The sequence below is a fragment of the Hyphomicrobium sp. genome (assembly GCF_047600905.1).
Lineage (GTDB): Bacteria > Pseudomonadota > Alphaproteobacteria > Rhizobiales > Hyphomicrobiaceae > Hyphomicrobium_B.
The window spans coordinates 2,287,436-2,303,285 of record NZ_JASGKD010000001.1; the positions used below are offsets into that span (position 1 = coordinate 2,287,436).

General features: G+C 57.4%; 17 protein-coding genes and 1 pseudogene. 13 read left to right on the forward strand and 5 right to left on the reverse strand.

Features of this window, described 5'->3' with window-relative positions; genetic code table 11:
• Positions 1-5 precede the first annotated feature (5 nt).
• Genes QM780_RS11020 through QM780_RS11030 form a run of 3 tightly spaced genes read left to right on the forward strand, consistent with a single transcriptional unit; the run spans position 6 to position 2,157 of the window.
• Positions 6-755 (forward strand): electron transfer flavoprotein subunit beta/FixA family protein, encoded by a 750-nt coding sequence (locus QM780_RS11020; RefSeq protein ID WP_415070524.1) that lies wholly within the window; start codon positions 6-8, stop codon positions 753-755.
• A gap of 19 nt (positions 756-774) precedes the next feature.
• A complete protein-coding gene (locus QM780_RS11025; RefSeq protein WP_415070525.1) occupies positions 775-1,710 on the forward strand; it encodes an electron transfer flavoprotein subunit alpha/FixB family protein in 936 nt (311 codons plus the stop codon).
• Between the two features lie 42 nt (positions 1,711-1,752).
• Positions 1,753-2,157, forward strand: a complete 405-nt coding sequence (locus tag QM780_RS11030; RefSeq protein WP_415070526.1) for an NUDIX domain-containing protein — start codon at positions 1,753-1,755, stop codon at positions 2,155-2,157.
• 23 nt (positions 2,158-2,180) lie between these two features.
• Here QM780_RS11030 and QM780_RS11035 read toward each other — a convergent pair whose 3' ends face one another.
• Together QM780_RS11035 and QM780_RS11040 are read right to left on the reverse strand one after the other, a co-directional pair.
• Positions 2,181-2,690, reverse strand: coding sequence for a GntR family transcriptional regulator (locus QM780_RS11035; RefSeq protein ID WP_415072016.1), 510 nt, complete (start codon positions 2,688-2,690; stop codon positions 2,181-2,183).
• A gap of 24 nt (positions 2,691-2,714) precedes the next feature.
• Positions 2,715-2,945: pseudogene (locus QM780_RS11040) on the reverse strand (winged helix-turn-helix domain-containing protein); the annotation flags it as partial.
• Between the two features lie 158 nt (positions 2,946-3,103).
• Here QM780_RS11040 and QM780_RS11045 point away from each other — a divergent pair.
• The 3 genes from QM780_RS11045 to ilvD all read left to right on the forward strand — a co-directional run bounded on the left by QM780_RS11045 (position 3,104) and on the right by ilvD (position 8,629).
• A complete protein-coding gene (locus tag QM780_RS11045; RefSeq protein ID WP_415070527.1) occupies positions 3,104-5,503 on the forward strand; it encodes a GcvT family protein in 2,400 nt (799 codons plus the stop codon).
• A 13-nt stretch (positions 5,504-5,516) separates the two neighbouring features.
• On the forward strand, positions 5,517-6,470 hold the full coding sequence (locus tag QM780_RS11050) for a phosphotransferase (RefSeq protein ID WP_415070528.1): 954 nt from the start codon (positions 5,517-5,519) through the stop codon (positions 6,468-6,470).
• A gap of 329 nt (positions 6,471-6,799) precedes the next feature.
• Positions 6,800-8,629: a dihydroxy-acid dehydratase gene (gene ilvD, locus QM780_RS11055; RefSeq protein WP_415070529.1), complete on the forward strand. Its 1,830-nt coding sequence runs from the start codon at positions 6,800-6,802 to the stop codon at positions 8,627-8,629.
• A 58-nt stretch (positions 8,630-8,687) separates the two neighbouring features.
• Here the strand turns inward: ilvD and QM780_RS11060 are convergent, their stop codons facing one another.
• Complete coding sequence (locus QM780_RS11060) at positions 8,688-8,906, reverse strand: ChaB family protein (RefSeq protein ID WP_415070530.1); 219 nt, start codon at positions 8,904-8,906, stop codon at positions 8,688-8,690.
• 202 nt (positions 8,907-9,108) lie between these two features.
• Here QM780_RS11060 and QM780_RS11065 point away from each other — a divergent pair, with 202 nt between their 5' ends.
• From QM780_RS11065 to QM780_RS11080, 4 genes are all read left to right on the forward strand, one after another.
• On the forward strand, positions 9,109-9,303 hold the full coding sequence (locus QM780_RS11065; RefSeq protein WP_415070531.1) for a hypothetical protein: 195 nt from the start codon (positions 9,109-9,111) through the stop codon (positions 9,301-9,303).
• A 198-nt stretch (positions 9,304-9,501) separates the two neighbouring features.
• Positions 9,502-10,089 (forward strand): HdeD family acid-resistance protein, encoded by a 588-nt coding sequence (locus QM780_RS11070; protein ID WP_415070532.1) that lies wholly within the window; start codon positions 9,502-9,504, stop codon positions 10,087-10,089.
• A 72-nt stretch (positions 10,090-10,161) separates the two neighbouring features.
• On the forward strand, positions 10,162-10,647 hold the full coding sequence (locus QM780_RS11075; protein WP_415070533.1) for an NUDIX hydrolase: 486 nt from the start codon (positions 10,162-10,164) through the stop codon (positions 10,645-10,647).
• A gap of 256 nt (positions 10,648-10,903) precedes the next feature.
• Complete coding sequence (locus tag QM780_RS11080) at positions 10,904-11,365, forward strand: chemotaxis protein CheW (protein ID WP_415070534.1); 462 nt, start codon at positions 10,904-10,906, stop codon at positions 11,363-11,365.
• A gap of 66 nt (positions 11,366-11,431) precedes the next feature.
• Here QM780_RS11080 and QM780_RS11085 read toward each other — a convergent pair whose 3' ends face one another.
• Positions 11,432-12,022: a c-type cytochrome gene (locus QM780_RS11085; protein WP_415070535.1), complete on the reverse strand. Its 591-nt coding sequence runs from the start codon at positions 12,020-12,022 to the stop codon at positions 11,432-11,434.
• Positions 12,023-12,837: 815 nt separating this feature from the next.
• On the opposite strand from QM780_RS11085, the gene QM780_RS11090 reads away from it, so the two are divergent.
• The 3 genes from QM780_RS11090 to QM780_RS11100 all read left to right on the forward strand — a co-directional run bounded on the left by QM780_RS11090 (position 12,838) and on the right by QM780_RS11100 (position 15,323).
• Complete coding sequence (locus tag QM780_RS11090) at positions 12,838-14,235, forward strand: ammonium transporter (RefSeq protein WP_415072017.1); 1,398 nt, start codon at positions 12,838-12,840, stop codon at positions 14,233-14,235.
• 128 nt (positions 14,236-14,363) lie between these two features.
• Complete coding sequence (locus QM780_RS11095) at positions 14,364-14,933, forward strand: hypothetical protein (RefSeq protein WP_415070536.1); 570 nt, start codon at positions 14,364-14,366, stop codon at positions 14,931-14,933.
• Positions 14,934-15,035: 102 nt separating this feature from the next.
• Complete coding sequence (locus tag QM780_RS11100) at positions 15,036-15,323, forward strand: hypothetical protein (protein ID WP_415070537.1); 288 nt, start codon at positions 15,036-15,038, stop codon at positions 15,321-15,323.
• Positions 15,324-15,338: 15 nt separating this feature from the next.
• On the opposite strand, the gene QM780_RS11105 is transcribed toward QM780_RS11100, so the two are convergent.
• Positions 15,339-15,794 carry a cupin domain-containing protein gene (locus QM780_RS11105; protein ID WP_415070538.1) on the reverse strand — a complete coding sequence of 152 codons (456 nt, stop codon included), beginning with the start codon at positions 15,792-15,794 and terminating at the stop codon, positions 15,339-15,341.
• Between the last annotated feature and the right edge of the window lie 56 nt (positions 15,795-15,850).

Sequence of the window (15,850 nt, forward strand, 5' to 3'; positions counted from 1 at the left end):
GCGCCATGAAGGTTCTTGTTCCCGTGAAGCGTGTTGTCGACGCCAACGTAAAAATCCGCGTCAAGCCTGATCAGTCAGGCGTCGATCTTGCCAACGTCAAGATGGCCATTAATCCGTTTGACGAAATCTCGGTCGAGGAGGCCGTCAGGCTGAAAGAGGCCGGTAAGGTCAATGAGGTCGTCGTCGTTTCCGTGGGGCCGGCGAAGTCCGAGGAAACATTACGGTCTGCACTGGCGATGGGCGCAGATCGCGCCATCCTGGTCGAAGTCGACGACCCGGTCGAGCCGTTGGCCGTTGCGAAGATTCTTAAGGGTGTAGCGGCGAGCGAGAAACCCGATTTGATCATCGTCGGCAAACAGGCCGTCGATGATGACTCCAATCAAACCGGGCAAATGCTCTCTGCCCTACTCGGATGGGCGCAGGCAACGTTCGCATCCAAGCTCGAGTTTTCCGGAGGACGTGCCAAAGTCACGCGCGAGGTCGATGGTGGTTTGCAGACGATCGAAGTCAAACTGCCCGCTGTCATCACAACGGATCTTCGTCTCAACGAGCCGCGATATGCGTCGCTACCGGCGATCATGAAAGCGAAGAAGAAGCCGGTTGAAAGGAAATCCGCGGCCGACTTCAGCGTGGATATCAAGCCTCGCTTGGTCGTTCTCAAGACCGAAGAGCCTGAGGTCCGCAAGGCAGGCGCGCGAGTGAATTCAACCGCTGAACTCCTGGAAAAGCTGAAGTCTGAAGCACGCGTATTTTGATTGCGAAAGGAATAGACGAATGGCCATCTTGTTGCTGGCTGAGCACGACAATACGTCTCTCTCGGAGCAAACGGCGCGCGCATTGACGGCCGCCCAAAAGATTGGCGGCGACATCACCGTTCTTGTCGGCGGGCATGATATTGCGGGTATAGCTGCCGAAGCCGCGAAGCTTTCCGGCGTGTCGAAAGTCCTTTGTGCTGATGACATCTCGCTTCGCAACCAATTGGCCGAACCGCTTGCTACGCTGATCGTTTCACTCGCCAGCGGTTTCGACACCATCCTGGCTCCGGCGACTGCAACTTCGAAAAGCGTGATGCCGCGCGTGGCCGCCCTTTTGGATGTGGGGCAAGCATCGGAGATCATCGAGGTCGTTTCGTCCGATACCTTCAAGCGGCCCATCTATGCGGGGAACGCCATTCAGACGATCCGGATGACGGACGCAAAGCGCGTGATCACGGTCCGGTCGGCGGCATTCGCACCTGCGCCGACCAGCGACGCAGTAGCAGTGGAAAGCGTGCCGGCCACGGCCGATCCAGGACTTTCGACGTTCGTAAGCGCTGCGCTTTCGACGAACACGGGGCGGCCCGATCTGACGGCCGCAAAAATCGTCATCTCCGGCGGCCGCGCTCTCGGGTCGGCAGAGAAGTTCAAGGAAGTCATTCTGCCGGTCGCAGACAAGCTCGGCGCGGCGGTCGGCGCTTCGCGTGCGGCGGTCGATTCCGGCTATGCTCCGAATGACTGGCAGGTCGGACAGACTGGCAAGGTGGTGGCGCCGGATCTTTACATTGCTTGCGGTATTTCCGGCGCCATCCAGCATCTCGCGGGCATGAAGGATTCAAAGATCATCGTCGCCATCAACAAGGATCCGGACGCGCCGATTTTTCAGATTGCGGATTATGGTTTGGTCGCCGATTTATTCGACGTCCTGCCGGAATTCAAAAACGCCTTGCCTTGATGCAAGGACGGTCGTCTTGGCGGCAGGTGAGGCTCAAAATCCATGAGGCATTACGCCTGCGCGATATTGGTCGACGGAGAGCGCTTGCTGCTCGGCTTCCGAGCCGCGCATAAAAAGATCCTGCCCTGCAAATGGGACGTGCTTGGTGGCATGGTCGAGCCAGGCGAGACGCTTGAAGCGGCGCTCGTGCGAGAGTTGCACGAAGAAATCGGGGTCGTACCCCAGCGCTTCGATCGTCTCGGATCTGTTGTCGACCCGAACGAAATCGAACGGGGTGGGGCGACCTACCATCTCTTCAAAGTTTCGAGCTGGGCAGGCGGATCGCCGGAAATCCGCAACTACGAGCATACGCACCTCGCTTGGTTCACGCTCGCGGAAGCGCTCGCCTTGCCCGATCTTGCGCTGGAGGAATATCTGCCGTTTTTCGAGCAGGCGCTGAATCGGTAAGGCTAGAGTTGCAATTTCCGAGACTATCTTTTTCGGTTGTTTTTGTAATCGGCGGAGATGAGAAATTCGGCAAGTTCAAAGCGCCACGTCTGGTGATCATAGGCAAATATTTTTCCGGACGCATCCGCCATTGTTTGCGCGAGAATTATCGTCGGCGATCCGTTAGGCACACGCAGCAGTCGAGCGTCCTCTTTCGAAAGATAGGCGCCGCGCAACGTGGTGTCGGAATGCGCGACATTCACGTGATAGGCGTCACGCCACAACGTCAAGATCGAACCTGAGAGTTCATGCGAGAGAAAATTAGGGAATCGCGATGGCGTCAAATACATCGCCTCGATGGCGGCTGCCCGATCGCCAAGTTGCAGCAGACGCCGGACGAACAATGCATTCTCGCTTTTTTTTAGTTTCAAAGCGGCGCGAACGATGTGTGGCGGATCGACCTCGCCTGCATCAAGCAACTTCGCACGGGCATCACGACCGCTTACCGCGACGCTATTGAGAAAGCTGACCGATTTCGTCGGAGCGAATTGCACGCGAGATTCGGCAACAAACCAACCCCTACGATCGGCGCTCGAAACGAGCCCTTCGCTTTCAAGACGCTCATACACACGACGCGCCGTCATCCGACTTATATTGCGTTCTTCTCCCAATTCCCTTTCCGACGGGAGCCTCGTCCCCGGCACCAAGGAACGGGATCTGATTTGTTTCGCGATATCGTCGCAGATGAGCGTCGTCACCGGGATTGACTGGGCGTTCTCTTTCAAATGGCAACTCCGAATTTTCAGCATCGAGGCTTTACTAGCGGTTGGTGCGTGTGAGCGCAAAACCACGACCGATCAAACTCCGACATAGCTATATACCTGCTTGGATCAGACGGAATGGCTTGCGAAAACACTAGCGTTGTGCTGGTATATACCAGATCTAGAAAATGCCGTTGGAGATTTCAATGACGTCGTTGCCGTCGGAGGCGGAGATCGTGATTATCGGCGGTGGCGTTCTTGGAACGTCGATCGCTTTCCACCTGGCGAAAAGCGGTGCCAAGGGTGTCGTCCTACTTGAGAAAAACGAGCTGACACACGGATCGACGTGGCACGCGGCCGGCATGGTCGGGCAGCTTCGCGCCTCTCGCAACCTCAGCAAGCTGCTGCAGGAAAGCGTCAGGATCTATAAAAACCTGGAGGCCGAGACAGGCCTCGCCTCGGGCTGGCGGCAGACAGGAAGCTTGCGTCTTGTCAGAGGCCGCGAGCGCATCCTCGAAGCCCGACGATCGCTCACGATTGCCCGAAGCGTCGGGCTCGAAGCCGATATCATTTCCCCGTCAGAAACGAAGAAGCTGTTTCCGATTGCAGAGACGGATGATCTTGACGGAGCGCTTTATGTCGCCGGAGACGGCGTGGCCGATCCGACGAGCCTTACGCTATCTCTTGCGGCAGGGGCTCGAAAATTCGGCGCGACTTTAATTCAGCATGTTGCCGTCACGGGATTTGAACGCGAAGGCCGGCGCATAAAGAGTATTCACACATCGTCCGGCGACATCGCATGCCGAACGGTTGTGAATGCGGGGGGCGTCTGGGCGCGTCAGATCGGCAAGCTCATGGGTGTCAATCTCGCCTGCTGCGGACTTGTGCATCAGTATCTGATCACCGAGCCGATAGCGGGTCTCGACGGCAGCATGCCATCGGTCCGCGATCCCGACATATCCGTGTATTATAAGCCCGAGGCCAATGGCCTGGTGGTCGGCTGCTGGGAACCCGATACCGCCGCGTTCGATGATGAACCAATTGCCTCGGCCTTCGGTCGCGAACTTCTTCCGCCCGCGATGGACCGGTTCGAGCCGTATATCGAGGCTGCCATCAAACGCACGCCTGTGTTCGCCGATACAGGCATTCGCGACGTCATCACGGGACCAATCCCGTTTTCGGCCGATGGCGACTTCGTCATGGGTCCTATCCCAGAACTCGATAACGCGTTCGTTGCGTCAGGCTGCGTCGTCGGTATCGCAGCCGGCGGCGGCATCGGGAAGTCGATGGCTGAATGGATTCTCGAGGGCAGGCCGACATTGGATCTATGGCCGGTCGATGCGCGGAGGTTCGGCGAAGTCCAAGGGTCCAAAGCCTACATCTTTCCGCGTGCCAAGGAGATTTACGGCGAGCACTATACGTTGCAGCCGCCCGGACATGAGACGCGATCCAGCCGCGGTTTCCGGCGTAGTCCGCTCTTCCACGTGCTGAAGGAAAGGAACGCTGTCTATGGTGCAAAGTTCGGCTGGGAGCGTCCGAACTGGTTCGCGCCGAGCGCGCAAGAGGCGATCGACAAGCCAAGCTTCAATCGTCCGAATTGGTTCGCCACGGTCGCGGCGGAACATGAAGCCGTGCGAAAAGCTGCAGGCGTGCTGGATCTGACGTCGTTCGCTAAGTTCGAAATCTACGGTCCCGACGCACTTCGCGTTCTACAATATCTTTCCGCTCGGGATCTCGATCAACCTATTGGAGCGGTCAGTTACGTTCAGCTTTGCAACAAGGCGGGCGGCATCGAAGCGGATGTCTCGATCACGCGCTTGGCTGCCGACCGCTTTTATTATGTAACGGGAACCGGTAACGGCGTTCGCGATATCGAATGGATTCGCGCAAATGCGCCATCCGATGCACGCTATACGATCGAGGACGTTACTTCGGCTCGATCGGTGTTGCTGGTCACGGGACCGAAAGCTCCTGAGATCCTCCGCAATGTTATCGAAGAACGCGACAGTCTTTTGGCCGGTAACAAGCGCTTCAGCCGCGTGGTGATCGGCGCCGCTCCAATTCGTGCGCTGCCCATCAGCTTTGCCGGTGAAGTCGGTTGGGAGCTTCATATACCGACGGAATACGCCCGCGATGTCTATGACCGCGTCTTCGAAGAAGGGCAACCATTAGGGCTGCGTGATTTCGGCTATCGCGCGCTCGATTCGCTCCGGATCGAAAAGGGATATGTCTACTGGGGAAGCGACATCACTTCGGACGTCAACCCCTATGAAGCGGGACTCGGGTTTTGCGTCGATCTCGATAAACCCGCTTTTCTCGCGCAAGCCGCGCTTCGGGACGTCAAGGCGCGCGGCCCCGAAAGACGCCTCTGCACATTCACCGCCGATGCCTTGGAGAATGCGTTCGGCGGCGAGGCGCTTTATCTCGATGGAGCATTCGTCGGCGCGGTGACAAGCGCGGCTTTCGGCCATTCGATCGGCAAGGTTGTTCTCAACGCTTATGTGCCGACGCCTCTCCTGCAAAGACAAGAATTTGAAGTCGAGTGCTTCGCGGAGCGCTCACCGGTTGTTCGGGCCAAGCACCGCGATCTTCTTAAAGCGGCATAGAGTGGAGGAGAATATGGAAGTCCAAGAAGATACGAGATTGCAAGAGGCGATCTCCCGCGTGCCGCAGTTGAAAACATTTCCCCGCGCAGAGCTTCAAATCAAGAAGGTCGGCGGCTTAACGAACCGAAACTACCAGATCACAGCGGGACCTGACGTCTACGTCTTGCGCGTTCCTGGCGAAGGCACGGAGCAATATGTCGATCGCGGTGCTGACGAGCAGGCCGGACGCATCACTTCGGATATCGGCGTCAATGCCAACCTCGTCTTTTATGAGACGGGGACGGGGGTGCAGCTAACGCGCTTTGTCGAAGACGCATTGATGATGACGCCCGAGAGGTTCAAAGATCTGGAAGCATGCTCGAGAGCGGGGAGGATTTTCTCGAAGCTTCATCGCTCGGGAGCCGTGTTCCACAAGGAATTCAACGACGTCGAGAAAGCGCAGGAATATTTGGACGTTCTGAAGAGCATGGGCGGGAAATTTCCAGACGGTTATGACGATCTTCAGAAGGAGGCCCTCGTCGTCCGCAAGGCGCTCAAGGATGCGAACATGCCTCTCGTTCCCAGCCACAACGATCCCGTACCGGAGAATTTCCTCAACACGCGCGACCGCTTGTATCTTCTCGATTGGGAGTTTGCGGGCAACAATGATCCGATGTGGGATCTTGGAGATCTCTCGGTCGAGGCCTACTTCGATGAAGCTCAGGACCGAGCGATGTTGACCGCTTACAACAGCGGCGAATTCTCGGACCGCCTCTACAGCAGGATGATCCTGCAAAAGGCGATGGTCTTTCTTCTTTGGACGCTCTGGGGGGCATTGCAGGTTGCGAACAAGAACCCGCTGAAGCCGTCCGAAATCCATTACCCGTTCGACGACTTCTGGGAATACACGATGGACCGCTTCAACCGCTGTAAGGAGATCATGCAGGCACCGGATTTCGGCCAGCATATCGATAGGGCCCGTAGCTGACGGGCCCGCGAACGCGCGCGTCGGCGCAAGCGGCGACGGGGAAGCAAAATATCCCGACGCGGCATTACAAGCTAATAACTTGATCTCCCATAATAATCCTTGGAAATCGAACGCTCCTTGGGTTGCATAGGGCCGACCGACCCGAACCTCAGTTTGCGGCTCAGTTTCGTTGATCGAGCCTGGTGCTGCGTCAAATGCACGGCTCCATCCTGCCGTCGCCCTCTTTGTTCCCTTGCGGATCGTGCTATTGGCTGCCTCGAGCGGCCACTGGACCGGAAGGTCTTGCGGCACCATCTCTAGAGCCACGCTCCGCAAGAAAGGTCCTTGAAATGCCTCCGTATCGTTCCCGAACCACGACGCACGGCCGCAACATGGCCGGAGCGCGCGGCCTATGGCGTGCGACCGGCATGAAGGACGAGGATTTCGGCAAGCCCATCATTGCAGTCGTCAATTCGTTCACGCAGTTCGTGCCGGGACACGTGCATCTCAAGGATCTTGGCCAGCTGGTGGCGCGCGAAATCGAACGCGCCGGGGCTGTCGCCAAGGAATTCAACACGATCGCCATCGATGACGGCATCGCCATGGGGCATGATGGGATGCTCTATTCCCTGCCCTCGCGCGAACTCATCGCGGATAGCGTCGAGTACATGGTCAACGCACATTGCGCCGACGGCATGGTGTGCATTTCGAATTGCGATAAGATCACGCCGGGCATGCTCATGGCGAGCCTTCGGCTGAACATCCCGACCGTGTTCGTATCGGGCGGCCCGATGGAGGCCGGAAAGGTCATCCACGACGGCAAGCAAACTGCCATCGACCTTGTTGATGCGATGGTCGCCGCGGCCGACGATCGGGTGTCCGATGCGACGGTCACGGCGATGGAGCGCTCAGCCTGTCCGACCTGCGGATCCTGCTCGGGGATGTTCACCGCCAATTCGATGAACTGCCTGACGGAAGCGCTCGGCCTGTCGCTGCCGGGAAACGGCTCGATCGTGGCGACGCACCAAGATCGCAAGCGGCTGTTCGTGGAAGCCGGCCATCTGATCGTCGATTTGACGCGCCGGTATTACGAGCAAAACGACGAGACGGCGCTGCCGCGAAGCATCGCGGGTTTCCCGGCATTCGAAAATGCCATGACGCTCGATATTTCGATGGGCGGATCGACGAACACGGTGTTGCATCTGCTCGCGGCGGCCCGGGAGGCCGAGGTACCGTTCACGATGAGTGACATCGATCGTCTCTCGCGCCGCGTGCCGTGCCTGTGCAAGGTCGCACCCGCGAAATCGGACGTCCATATGGAAGACGTCCATCGGGCCGGCGGCATCATGGCCATTCTTGGCGAACTCGATCGTGCCGGACTGATCCATACCGATACTCCGACCATTCATTCGGCGACGCTTGGAGAGGCGCTGGCGCGTTGGGATGTTGCGCAATCGAACAGCGAGACCGTGGCGGAGTTCTTCCGTGCGTCACCCGGCGGCGTGCCGACGCAAGTCGCATTCAGCCAGGACCGTCGATATTCCGAACTCGATCTCGATCGGGCAAAGGGCGTCATCAGGGATAAGGCGCACGCGTTTTCGCAAGATGGCGGGTTGGCTGTTCTGTTCGGTAATCTGGCCGAAGATGGCTGCATCGTGAAGACGGCGGGCGTCGACGAGAGCATTCTTAAATTCACCGGACGGGCTCGGGTTTTCGAAAGTCAGGACAGCGCCGTTTCCGCGATCCTCGGTGGTCGTGTAAAGCCCGGCGACATCGTCCTGATCCGCTATGAAGGACCGCGGGGCGGGCCTGGAATGCAGGAAATGCTCTATCCAACGAGCTATTTGAAATCGAAAGGTCTTGGTAAAGCCTGCGCGCTGATCACCGACGGACGCTTCTCGGGCGGGTCGTCAGGTCTATCGATCGGTCACGTTTCTCCGGAAGCCGCCGCTGGCGGGACGATTGCCCTGGTGCAAGAGGGCGACGAGATACAAATCGACATTCCCGCGCGAAGCATTCATCTCAATGTCAGCGAGGAAGAGATGGCCGCGCGCCGTGCGGTGCAAGAGAAGTTCGGCTGGAAACCCAAGGAAGCACGAACGCGGAAGGTTTCAGCGGCCCTCAAGGCCTACGCGAAAATGGCAACGAGCGCTTCGAAGGGCGCGGTCCGGGAACTTTGACGTTCGGCGCCGCAACACCCTTAGCCGCTAGTCGAAGGGCGTTGCGGCAATACCGCTGCTAGCCCGGAACGCCACGGCGGATCCAAGTATCGCCTTCCTTGACGTAGGCTTTCGTAACCGCCTCCCAAGCGAGATTGTGGGCGTCCGCATCCTCGATCGGATCATCCGCTGAGTTCGTGACGGCGGAATTGAAGGCAAGCCGGTAGATATCCTGCGCCTGCTCGGGCAGTTCTCGCCTCACGGAGGCTGGAAGGTCTGCATTCGTCGAATAGGGCATTCCGGTCTCTCACGTTTTCAGAGCAATGTGTTGCTGGCCGCGTTATTTTATCATGGCATTGTTCGAATGGATCAGAGCCGGCGGCACTCTCTAGTGTTTCGGGCGCATTAATAATTGCTTCGCAATAGATCTCGACGGAAGCTGGCAATGCTTGTTCCATAGGCCACCGACACATCTCGTTCGACTTCAGGAAGCCTGAGCAATGAAACTCTACGATCTCTATATCAATGAAAAGAAGCCTTCCATCGGCTTGTACGTAGCCAAAGACGGAAAGCTGCCCGACCTCGCCGACAAAGACGACTGGGTCTTTTCCGGTACGGCCGCGCAAGACCTCCTGCCGCCTGATGTCATCCGCGGCGTCGATGTAAATGGCCATGCTTTCAGGAATATGGATTGATCTCTGTGTTTCCGACCGGCCGGCGTCGAGGAAAGGACTTGGTTTAGTCAGCCAACTGCAGACGGGCGTCGGCAACAAGGAGGGGCGATTTAGAATTGGATATCGGCCAGAATATCATTATTGGTTAGATACATACCTCCGGCAGCAACGATTGTCCGCGTCCCCACCGATCTCAAGAGATACCGAAAAGAGGCTGATATGACCGCAAAATCCTATCCTCCCGGTACGGTTCTTATGCGCCCGATGCTCGATGGTTTGGCGCGCAACTGGTGGCTGATCGTGCTGCGCGGTGTCTGTGCGATTATCTTCGGCCTGTTGACTATCGCGTGGCCGGGGCTGACGCTTTTAACGCTGGTCATTTTCTATGGGGTCTTCGCGCTTTTCGACGGCGGCCTCGCCATCGGCGCGGCGATCATGGGCGATACGCCAGCCCCGCGCTGGTGGTTGGCACTTGTCGGCATTTTGGGAATTGGAGCAGGTGCCGTGACTCTGGCGTGGCCGGGCATTACCGGCTTGCTGCTCTTGTTCTTCATTGCAGGCTGGGCGATTGCCGCCGGTGTGTTCGATATCGTAGGCGCCATAAGACTGCGGAAGGAAATCGATGACGAATGGCTTCTCATCGCCAGTGGCGTTCTTTCTGTATTATTCGGCGTGCTCATTCTGCTGTTTCCGGGGGCCGGCGCGCTTGGAATAGCGTTTGCAATCGGCATGTTCGCCCTGGTTTACGGCTTCCTGCTCGTCGGATTCGGACTGCGTTTGAGAAAACACGCCGCCATCAAGATCTGACAGCATTGAGTTGCTCTTGGCTGCAAAGCCGGCATTTACAATCGGCACAGTTTGCCAGGTGATCATCGACTCATGGCAAAGAGCCTCAAGTCTTCGTCAAAAAAGCATCGACGAGGCCAGGTCGCAGCACTTCCACTTCGCATCACCGACGACGGCGAAGTCAACGTGCTTCTCGTATCGTCACGCGAGACGAAGCGCTGGATCATTCCAAAGGGATGGACGAACAAGAACCTGAGCGACCCGAAAGCCGCTGCAGCGGAAGCGCGTCAGGAGGCCGGAGTGACGGGAAAGATCGGCCGCAAACCCGTCGGTTATTTCAGCTATAAAAAGGTGCTACCTGCGAGTTCGCGCGTCATTGACGTCGCGGTCTATGTCCTGTGGGTCAAGAAGCAGCTGAAGCAGTGGCGCGAGCAGACCGAACGCACGCGCATTTGGACGACTTTTGAAGATGCTGAAAAGCTCGTCCGTGAGCCGGGACTGAAAAAGCTGTTTGCGGACCTCGCGCTCGAAACTGGCGCATCGCTCGAGGAAAGAGCCAGCAAGGCATCGAACAAATGATGCGATTTCGCTTCGGCTTGTTTTGACGCCGAGCAGGCGACATATGCTCTGTTCTCAGAGGATCGACGTCTGAAAGGCGGTTAACCAGTCCGTTACCATAAGTCCTTATCGTTAGAGTCGGCAGAATTGGGTTTCATGCCATTAGGAGCCGCTGCGAATACTGCGCCTTCGATGGCGCGCGTCGGCGTCAACGTAAGAGCTTTTTCCTCCACGTCAGAGCCCGACCAGAGACACCCCGCGACGAAGGATTGCGCCGATGAATGTTCAGACCAACACAGAGAGCAAGACGATGAGAGAACTCATCGCCTTTCGGGTGAGCGAGCAAGAATTCTGCGTCGACGTCACCAAAGTCCGAGAAATTCGCGGTTGGACCCCGGCGACGCCCGTTCCGCACGCACCGAACGCCATGCTGGGCGTCATCAACTTGCGCGGATTGGTTCTGCCCATTATCGACCTTGCCGCTCGGATCGGGTTTCGTCCGACTGTGCCTTCGTCGCGGCATGCAATCATGGTCGTCGAAATCGGCCAGCAAGTGATCGGCGTACTCGTCGACGCGGTTTCTGAAATTTTCAGCGTGGCGGAAGACAAGATTCAAGCGACGCCGGACGTCGCTTCGGACCTTGCCAAAAAGCTCGTGCACGGCGTCATTCCAGCAGAGGGCCGTATGATCAGCGTTGTATCGCTTGACGAGATTCCGACAATGTCCGTCGCGGCATAGCGCATCTTGGCCGGTGCTTCACAGCGCACCGGCCCTATGGAATTCTTATTTGGAAATTCCTCGTGGCTATTTTTGTCCGATAGTGGGCATCTCGGAGGGCAAGCCGGCGAGGTAAGTGGCTATCGGCTTCAGTTCGTCTTCGCTCAGTGATTTCATGAGCGATTCCATCGCCGGGAAATTCGCGCGCTCGCCGGTGTGGAAATCGGTCATCGTCTTCAAGAGATATTCTTCCTGCTGGGACCTCAGCCTTGGCCTGACGTAATCGCCTTGAAACTGATCCTGGTGGCAGCCCCAGCAATTCAATTGGCTGATGACGTCGAGCGCCTTGGTCTTGACGTCATCGGGCGCCGGCGTCTGGCCGAGTGCCGGCCATTGTTTTTTCGAGAAATATGATGCGAGTGCTTCCATGTCGGTCTTGGTCAGGGCATCGACGATAGCGGCCATCGTTTCGTTCTTGCGATGACCGATCTTGAAATCCCAAAGTTGCTTTAGGATGTATTCGCGGCGCTGGCCCCAAATGACGGGTATGGTCTTGTCGATGGGGACACCATTTTCTCCGTGGCATCCGGCGCAGGTTGTGGCCGTTTCTTCGACGGAGTCGGCCAGTGCGGCGCGCGGCGCCCAAATGAATGGCAGCGCTGAGATCGCTGCGAGCACTGCAAATTTCGCCAAACGATTCAGTGATGAACGATTACGATATCTATCAAGCATTTTCAGCGTTTCCTGACCACGGCTGGATTCTATCATGTTTGTTGCGCGACCGATTCATCGTTCGGCCGTCCCCTCTTTGCCAGTTCCGGTAAAATTCTTAAAGGACCTCATCTCGTTGCCCAAGCGATTGCCCGAGTCCGCCATTTAAAACGGACTGACTTGCCATCCTCTTTGTCCTTATCGGCCTGCGCCGGGTCCTCGAAACAAACGCTGCTCATTTTTCCGACGACATGCACAGCATTTATTCGCCGTCGTTCATCGCGCGCAAAATCTCGCATTTGCGAAGCCAAAGCACATCGCACGTACATTCAAAGCCTTGCATATATTTTGTTCAGATTGGCACGATTTTTGATCGTTCAATAATCGGAGCCGCCTCCGCGATCATCTCAAAGGGGGCCAATGACAAGAAACGTTGCAGAGATACGGAAGCAGCCAGGGTTGGGGCAAGCCGATCGTTCGTCAGCAACTGACGCGCGACCGAGATTTATTTCCCAACCGCATACGGGCCTCCGCAGCGGCCGCTTTTTCCCGCCGCTAGCTCAGAACTCGATCGATGACAATTCGTGTGCTCGACGGAGTTGGCCGGCTGCGAGATCGACCTCTCGTGTCCACGATTGCGCGGGCGATTTCATGCAGGACAGCCATTTGACGACTTAGCAAAAAATCGGATTCGACCAGGGAGATAGACGATGCCGCAATCCGACATTCCCCTACCGAAGTTTGTTTCGCTTGCATTTTCCGTGCTCAGCAAGCCTATCAGGATGATCGCGCTGGCTTTGCTCGTTTTGAGCTTTGCAAATATTCTGTCGCCCTCCATCTCCATCGCCCAGACGCCACCTCCCGCGGCTCCCCAGGCAGCTGCCGCGCCCGCGACGCCGCCGCCACCACCTGCTTGCGATGCGAAAACACTCGAAAAATGCACGGTGAACTCGGGCGATACCGCGTGGATGCTGACTTCGGTCGCCCTTGTCTTGATGATGACAGTGCCCGGTCTCGGCCTGTTCTACGGCGGCATGGTGCGCAAGAAGAACGTTGGCGACACAGTCATGACGTCGTTCGCGATCACGTGCCTCGTCACGATCCTATGGGCCGCCTTCAATTACAGTCTCGCCTTCCGCGCTGGCTCTCCTTACATCGGAGGCTTGGATCGCGCCTTCCTGCAAGGCATTTTGAGCGACATTGGATCCGGTGTCAGCAATCCCAGCCCGTTGGCGCCGACCATTCCTGAGACGGTTTACATCTGCTTTCAAATGACGTTCGCCATCATCACACCGGCACTGATCGCAGGCGCGTTCGCCGAGCGTATGAAGTTCTCTTCGATGCTTTGGTTTATCGCGTTGTGGGCGACCATCGTTTACGCACCGGTTGCCCATTGGGTGTGGGGTCCGGCGGGCATCCTGAATTCAACCAACGACGCTGCTTGGTTCAAGGTCCTCGACTTCGCGGGGGGCACCGTCGTCCACATCAACTCCGGCACTGCCGGGCTTGTCGCGTGCCTTCTTCTGGGTCCGCGAAAGGATACCGGTCCGGCCCATAACGTCATCCTGACGTTCATCGGGGCTTCGCTGCTGTGGGTCGGATGGTTCGGGTTCAACGCCGGTTCGGCGGTTACGGCCAATATTCAAGCCGGCATGGCGATGCTCGTTACGCAGCTTGCAACCGCTATGGCGGCGTTCACATGGATGATCGTCGAATGGGTTTTCCGGAGAAAGCCGACAGTCGTCGGCATCTGCTCGGGCGCCGTCGCCGGTCTCGTTGCCATTACGCCGGCATCTGGCTTCGTTGGCCCCGGCGGGTCGCTCGCAATCGGCATCGCCGCGGGTGCCGTGTGCTACTGGGGTACGACAGGCCTCAAGCATATGTTTGGCTATGACGATGCTCTTGACGCGTTCGGCGTGCACGCGGTCGGTGGTATCGTCGGCGCTTTGCTTACGGGCGTGTTCGCGATCAGCGAATACGGCGGCACATCCGGTTGGATCGAGGGCAATGCCCATCAGGTCGTCAATCAGGCCGCCGGTGTGGGCATTGTTCTGGGATACGATATCATCGTGACGTTCATCATCTTGAAGCTGATCGATTGGACCATCGGTCTGCGCGTCAGCGAAGAAGTTGAACGCGATGGTCTTGACTTGGCATTGCACGGCGAGGTCGTGCATTAGGACTTGTCGCGCCGATGACGCCGGGGACTAGCGACGTGCCGGACCCGGCGTCGTTCACGCGTCTAATTACACCGTTTCGTGTCGACGATATTGATCGGCTTAGAACGACTTCTGCTTCGGAGCGGACCATGCTTCGCGCTGCCGCAATCAGATTAGATCGCGATCGCCCTTTCGACGGGTTTACTGTCACGTATGATCAGGATGAATTGCAGTTCCCGGTATTTGTCCTGATGTTGCTTACTGGATCGCTGGCGTACGCCTCCCTGTCGGAGCGGAGCATAGCATTGCTGACTCTGAGCGTATTTTTGGGGGCTTTCGCTTTTTATAACTTTCCTCTGCTTGAGACCGGCCGGATACGCCTTGCAGCAAATTCCGATAGCCTCTTTATCGACGGTCTCGGTCGCGTCGGCTGGCGCTTTATTCAAAACATAAGCCTTGCCGAAGTGATTATGCGTGGAAACAGTTATAAAGAGGCGGATATCTGCCTTTCGACATCCCTGCCCATCGCGTTGTCGGACGACGCGCGCAACATGCCGCTCCATCGGCGCTTGATGCGCAAGCCGTTTTATCTTACCGGCGAGCGAACCATCCGAGTCCCCCTTGAAATCTTTGATCGAAGTCCGGATGACGTGATCGATTCACTTTTGCGGACATGGATCTACAATCGGGCAAAGCCAATCAAAGGCAGTTTCGGATAGGGAAATCTTCGTATTCGCCATTTTGCGGCTTACCATCAGGATTATCTGAATACCCTGATGGTATGATCATCGGATCGTCCGCATGCTCTCATGGAGTTTCCGATGAGCTTTGACTACTGGATCGGCGCCGGCGTTTTAGTTGCGACCGCAGCGACAGACGCTGCCTATGTCATGTTCACAGCTTCGGTTGTCGCGCGGCGACCGCTTGCCGCCGCGAATTGGAGCGGAATATGGTACATGCTCTCATCGTTCGCGGTGATCAGCTACACCAACAACTGGGTGTACGTGGCATTCGCGATTGTCGGGTCATGGATCGGCGCCTTTTTGACGCTCAAATACTTCCACAAGGAGCCGAGCCACCCGCCCGGGCCGCTGAAACCCGAGGCCTAGCCGCACGCGAGAGCGTTACTGCGCGGCCGGCTGCAGCGCTCCCGTGAGCCGCGCGATTGCTTCTTCGGCGTAAGCCTCGAGCTCGGGGAGCAGGACGACGCTCTCTTGCTCGTTCGGATCAGTCCGGGCGATGATTGCCGAGATCGGCTTGTCGCTCAGATTGACAGGGAGGTGCGGAACTCCGGCGGGAATGTAAAACAGGTCGCCGGCTTTCGTAATGGCATGATGCTGAAGCTTATCGCCGTAGAGAGCGACGGCTTCGCCATCCAATACGTAAATGGCCGTCTCGTGGTTTTCGTGCATATGGGCTTTTGCCCTGCCGCCCGCCGGGATCGTCAGAAGGTGCATGCATATGCCTTTTGAGCCGACCGTCTCGGCGGCAATTCCACAGAAATATGTGAGGCCCTGTTTGCCATCGTAGGTATCGTCAGCGCGAACGAGGTGGCACGTCTGTTCAGAAGCGTCGCCCATATCATTCATCTCCTTGCCTGAACGTTTCGGCATCTTACAGGCAAATCTGTGCAGCC

Bases quoted from the DNA above. Each gene is read 5' to 3' on its own strand.
- QM780_RS11020 (WP_415070524.1), top strand. From the start codon at position 6: ATGAAGGTTCTTGTTCCCGTGAAGCGTGTTGTCGACGCCAACGTAAAA.
- QM780_RS11025 (WP_415070525.1), top strand. From the start codon at position 775: ATGGCCATCTTGTTGCTGGCTGAGCACGACAATACGTCTCTCTCGGAG.
- QM780_RS11030 (WP_415070526.1), top strand. From the start codon at position 1,753: ATGAGGCATTACGCCTGCGCGATATTGGTCGACGGAGAGCGCTTGCTG.
- QM780_RS11045 (WP_415070527.1), top strand. From the start codon at position 3,104: ATGACGTCGTTGCCGTCGGAGGCGGAGATCGTGATTATCGGCGGTGGC.
- QM780_RS11050 (WP_415070528.1), top strand. From the start codon at position 5,517: ATGGAAGTCCAAGAAGATACGAGATTGCAAGAGGCGATCTCCCGCGTG.
- ilvD (WP_415070529.1), top strand. From the start codon at position 6,800: ATGCCTCCGTATCGTTCCCGAACCACGACGCACGGCCGCAACATGGCC.
- QM780_RS11060 (WP_415070530.1), bottom strand. From the start codon at position 8,906: ATGCCCTATTCGACGAATGCAGACCTTCCAGCCTCCGTGAGGCGAGAA.
- QM780_RS11065 (WP_415070531.1), top strand. From the start codon at position 9,109: ATGAAACTCTACGATCTCTATATCAATGAAAAGAAGCCTTCCATCGGC.
- QM780_RS11070 (WP_415070532.1), top strand. From the start codon at position 9,502: ATGACCGCAAAATCCTATCCTCCCGGTACGGTTCTTATGCGCCCGATG.
- QM780_RS11075 (WP_415070533.1), top strand. From the start codon at position 10,162: ATGGCAAAGAGCCTCAAGTCTTCGTCAAAAAAGCATCGACGAGGCCAG.
- QM780_RS11080 (WP_415070534.1), top strand. From the start codon at position 10,904: ATGAATGTTCAGACCAACACAGAGAGCAAGACGATGAGAGAACTCATC.
- QM780_RS11090 (WP_415072017.1), top strand. From the start codon at position 12,838: ATGATCGCGCTGGCTTTGCTCGTTTTGAGCTTTGCAAATATTCTGTCG.
- QM780_RS11095 (WP_415070536.1), top strand. From the start codon at position 14,364: ATGCTTCGCGCTGCCGCAATCAGATTAGATCGCGATCGCCCTTTCGAC.
- QM780_RS11100 (WP_415070537.1), top strand. From the start codon at position 15,036: ATGAGCTTTGACTACTGGATCGGCGCCGGCGTTTTAGTTGCGACCGCA.
- QM780_RS11105 (WP_415070538.1), bottom strand. From the start codon at position 15,794: ATGGGCGACGCTTCTGAACAGACGTGCCACCTCGTTCGCGCTGACGAT.